This is a genomic window from bacterium (genome assembly GCA_009926305.1).
GTDB lineage: Bacteria > Bdellovibrionota_C > UBA2361 > UBA2361 > RFPC01 > RFPC01.
The window spans coordinates 1-4,696 of the sequence record RFPC01000125.1 but is presented as its reverse complement, the minus strand read 5'-3'; the positions used below and the strand labels follow the sequence as shown (position 1 = coordinate 4,696).

The 4,696-nt window shown below is 45.3% G+C and carries 3 protein-coding genes; 1 reads left to right on the top strand and 2 read right to left on the bottom strand.

The features are described 5' to 3' along the window. Positions 1–383: 383 nt before the first annotated feature. Together lanM and EBR25_12485 are read right to left on the bottom strand one after the other, a co-directional pair. On the bottom strand, positions 384–3,374 hold the full coding sequence (gene lanM, locus EBR25_12490; protein NBW41803.1) for a type 2 lantipeptide synthetase LanM: 2,991 nt from the start codon (positions 3,372–3,374) through the stop codon (positions 384–386). A gap of 4 nt (positions 3,375–3,378) precedes the next feature. Then, on the bottom strand, positions 3,379–4,053 hold the full coding sequence (locus EBR25_12485) for a hypothetical protein (GenBank protein NBW41802.1): 675 nt from the start codon (positions 4,051–4,053) through the stop codon (positions 3,379–3,381). A gap of 339 nt (positions 4,054–4,392) precedes the next feature. On the opposite strand from EBR25_12485, the gene EBR25_12480 reads away from it, so the two are divergent. Continuing rightward, positions 4,393–4,581, top strand: coding sequence for a hypothetical protein (locus tag EBR25_12480; protein NBW41801.1), 189 nt, complete (start codon positions 4,393–4,395; stop codon positions 4,579–4,581). Positions 4,582–4,696: the final 115 nt, after the last annotated feature.

Genomic DNA, 4,696 nt, shown 5'->3' with positions numbered 1-4,696 from the left:
CTCAAAAGTTTCCGCCAACTCGCTTCAGGGCACCCTGATGAGGGAAGGCTTCTCGAAGATGCTTCAAAATACGGCTCAGATGAAGCTCTTGATGACTCTCCACCTCATTTTTTAAAAGGTTATCGATGGTTCAGCACTCTGTAGATAAGAGCCCTATCAGTCTCTACTTCCTCGATGAAGAAATCTCGGTAGCGTTCGGAGAGTTACTGCAATCACTCGGTTTTCAAAAACAGACGCTTCAGTCACTCCAAGAGCACATCTGATGTAGCGAAGTTTGTGAGTCGGCTCAGAGAAGCACTTGGTTCAAGTGTGGCATCCGTGGTCACCGTGCCGGAGCTAAACGTTCATAAGGTCGTGCAATATCCAGCGAGCATCTTTAAAGACTAATTTTCGAAGAGGAGCAGTGAGGGTAGCTCACATCCTTTTGTATGGCGAAGAAGTTGATATCCCACCCCGGATACCCCAGAGAACAGCCCAGGAATCAGAAAGTTCTCTTTTGAATTCATGAGGAGTCGAGGAGCTCGTCCCAGATTCATTTCCTCTAGTAGCCACTGGGAAACTCCCGTTCTAAGGGATGCACTCTCTATATCCTTACTATTACCGAGCAACTCCATAGTCGCAGGAGTTCCACAACAAAGGCTGTCGACCTTTGATAAGGGTGTAGTGAGAACTTTTGAACGCACTTTCTCGATATATTGCTTTAAGTATTGAAAGTTCTCATTTAAAGAGATCGCCTGATAAGCAAGAAGTATCCCAAGAGATCCATGACACCAAGCACTCGTTACATAACCAGCGTTAGCGGGAGACACCCCTTTCCTTAAATCTGGCCAGTTCTGAAGTGCCGGTGAGAAGAGAGAAGTCTCATAGTTTAGTGCTTCATGTATTGAGTCGGCAATCTGTGGGCTCTTTAGAATCTGGTTCAACCTCGCTAAGGCGAAACAGATTCCTGCTGCCCCGTGAGCAAAACCACAAAGAAAATCGCCTTGAAATGGCCACGATCGGTAGTTAGTGTGAGGAGATCTCGTTTGATTGGCAATGAGGTTGCTCGCACACTCCTCTGCAAGTTGTAGAGCTTCCTCACAACCCGAGACTTTATAAAAAGCAAGCGAAGCAATGATTGTACCCGCTATTCCAGAGAGGAGGTCATACTGATCTGTTTCAAGGTTTTGGGCGCGGATGAGTTTCAGGAGTTCTTCTGCTCTATTCAAACAATCTCTTTCGTCAAGTCTATCTGAACAGAGGCAAAGTCCATACAGTACACCTGGCCAACCCGACAATCCATGTATACTGATCTGTGATAAGGAAATGTTTTCTTTTAGTTTCCCAATCTCCTGAAACACAGGAAGGAGGGTTTTCCTCGCTAATTCACTCCATGGGCCGGAGGGATTAATAGACAGTAAGGATGAGAGGAATATAGCGATCCCCGTGTTTCCATGATAGAGACCTGGCCCAACTACTGTATGCTCATAGCGATTACCACTCGAAGCCAAACCAAGAGCTATCCAAGTGATCCCTCCGTTCTTTGCTTCTATAGCAGAGCTCTCTAACATTTCACCGATTCCAAGCACTGCCCCTAGTGTTCTCCGACTTAAATCTTTCTCTTGAGATACAATTGGGAGCTCAGACACACTGGGTCGAAAGGCACTATGGACGGGGCTCGATACACTCTTCCGTGCACCGAGCAGACTTTCTTCGGTAAGTCTGAGTTGGAATTGCTCTGTGGCTAGCGAGAAGTTTTGGATTCGTGAAATTGCTCGCTCGAATGGGCATTCAGTGGGAAGCGAGTATAGCTCGCCATTTCCGTCACATCGTACGTTCTCACCGGGAGAAAACGATATAGGAGTTGTGATCAGTGGAATATCAAGCGAGCTTAAAGCGTTTCTCTCTGCTTTATCAACCGCAAAGTACTCGCTATCTCCAGCATATGTCGAAAGGGACGGCAGAGATTCTAAAAACTCGGCTCTTTTCTCTTTGCTCCGAAGGTATTTCGGATGAAGACTGTGCTCAAGAAACGTAGCGTAGTGGTTTGTAGGACGAAAAATGACCCTACTTTTAAGATGCTTGAACGAAAAAAGGACTGAACTCTTTGCTAAGAGTTCGTTCTTATTCTGTTGGACAATCTTAAAGATCTCATTCATTCCCTTGAGTATATATGGGATCACTTTCTCATCGAATTCCTGCCGAATTTTAAAGGGATCATTCCCTTGGCGGGTTAAAGTTTCCGCCCGTACCCCAAAGCGCATAGTGTTCAAGTTCATATCTTGCATGAATGCACGGGATATACTGACACCTTGTTTCCCAATCCCACTCATTCCACTCAGATCATAGTGTGATTCACCATCGGGAAGATCAAAGTGAATCGGTAACATGGCGGTACGAAGCACTGACTCATTGAGAAGAAAGGTCGCCCAATCGAAAGCATTCTTCTGAGCTGAGAGTCGGCTCCTGCTCCAGCGGTCATAGTGAAGAAGGGTCTCAACGTCCACAACGCATGGATGATTGTCTCGTACTATTATATTTTCATGATGGAGATCGGTACCTCCAAGAAGATGCCAAATTGCGGTTAGCATTCCGCACTGTAAGTAGTACTCTTTAACAGAGCCAGACGAATTGGACGGAAGATACTCTAGGAACTCACTCCAACCATACTCTCCCCTATCAAGTGAGTGGGGAACAGTAATTCTGAGTGACTTGAGTCGAGCGCGAAAAAACTCAACAAAGCCAGTAAATGCTTGATCCAGCGCAAGTGAGCGCGGCTTATAGACAAGCTGTTTTCCAGTCGCGAAAGAAATAATTGCTACGGACTTGCCGCCCCGGTGTAAGTCTCCGGCACCCAGGTTTACCGAGGTGACTGACTCATCAGTGGCAATTTCGAAATGCTCCTCAATAAGAGTTCTCTCGCAAGTGATACGCTCCAGCAACAGAGAGGTTGTTTCTAACCAATTTCTCTCAGTAAGTTGAAAGATCCTCCACCATTCCGGGTATTCCACTTTCAAACGCTGACATCCAGTCGCTAGCTCCTCGTCTCGAAATTGAGCATAGAGGGCAGCTTGGCTATGGCCGGTGGGCTCAATGAAACGAACGATGTCAAATCCTAGGCGGAGCCTGCAAAAGCTTGAGAACTCGCTAAATAATAGTCGGTTACTGAGTCTTGAGAGGTTTTCAATCAGTGAGGACTCAACTGACTCAATACAGCTTAGAGAGAAGAGCTTCGAGAATCTCTGTCGAAGCCTCTCTCGACTCTTTTGACTTAAGAAAAGAAGTAGCTCGTGAAATGGAGTCTGATTGGAATCCTTGTGGTCGATTCGCTTTGGTATGTCCGTGAGAGGGTGGGTCACCCCACCCTCTTGAAGTTGTTCTTTCTCGCTGTTCATTATTTTATTTGCATTTCGAAGAGAAGGTAACACAATGAGAAGACATGCATTGTCCAGTGAGACACTGAGAGGCACTTACACAGTGGCAACTCAGGCATGATGTCGTATTATTTATAGTATTTCGGTCGAGATCTCCGTCATCTGGTGTAAATTGAGAGAGCTCAGGAACAACGATATGCATGCTGTTTTTATTTTCAACGAGAATTTGAATCTTTAAATTCTCTGAGAGTGTTGAAAAGTCAGTACCAACCATCTCGGCAAGAACGCCTTTCGGGTCTTCTAGAAGAGATGCCTTTAATTCTGGATCCGTTGCTGCTTCAAGGAGGACTCTCCCAATTTTTGAATTCTCATAATAGCTAGCTGTCGGACGGTCTGCCGAGGGAACAACCAAATGAACTTGCTCCACTGAGTCTACAAATACGTTAATTTCGTTTGACTGAAATATCTCCTTGAGGTGAGAACAGTTAAGTCGTATCGCTTGCTCGACAGCCCCCTCTTCATTTGATTCCAATGCCTGCCGAAAGTCACTGTTTTCTAGAGCAAGTCCAACGATGACCTCACGGACTTGCTCTGTAGGATGTAAATCAGTTTGACTCGCTTCGGTGGCTTGGAGTCCACTCATCTTCTCATCAACTAAACTTTCCTGAACAGATACTAGATTTTCAAGTGTAATGCTCATGTGATTCTCCTTTTCACTAGAAATACAACTCTCTCCGTAAGTGAGTTTGTCAAGAGGCTATCATGTTCTAGAGGCGTATCCGAGAGTCTGAAATTTGGATCATTCAAGAACAACATGAATCATACTGATAGATGACCTTTATCTCGATCCGGAAGGATTCATTGAGCACATGAGCGATTTACATCAATTCATATTGGATATGTTCATCTTAGATCGATCCTTTTTACACCTGATTGAAGTCAGCTCTGATGAGCCTCTACTCTATCAAGAGGAAGCAAAGAGCACGAATTCCCGTAAGGTTGTCCATTGCATGTTGATCTAGGCGAAAGGAGGTCATAGATGCACCAAGGCTCCAAGAAGGCAACACTGGTTCTTAAGATTCTTTTGGGGTCTTTGCCAGTTGTTGGCTTGCTCGCTGGAGTCCCTTATTTTGTGGACTTCTTGAATTCAGAACGGCGAAAGTGGCAGGGTTTGCATGAATATCGCATCCATGTCTCCACTTATGTCTCTGAGCTGAGAGGCAAGTAATCTTAAAATCATAATGAGAGGTGGAGTTTATGGTAGGTAATGAGAGGTGGAGTTTATGGTAGGTTGGGGTGAATTGAGAGATTTGAGGCAGGAAGTTGCATATCGTTGGGCTGTG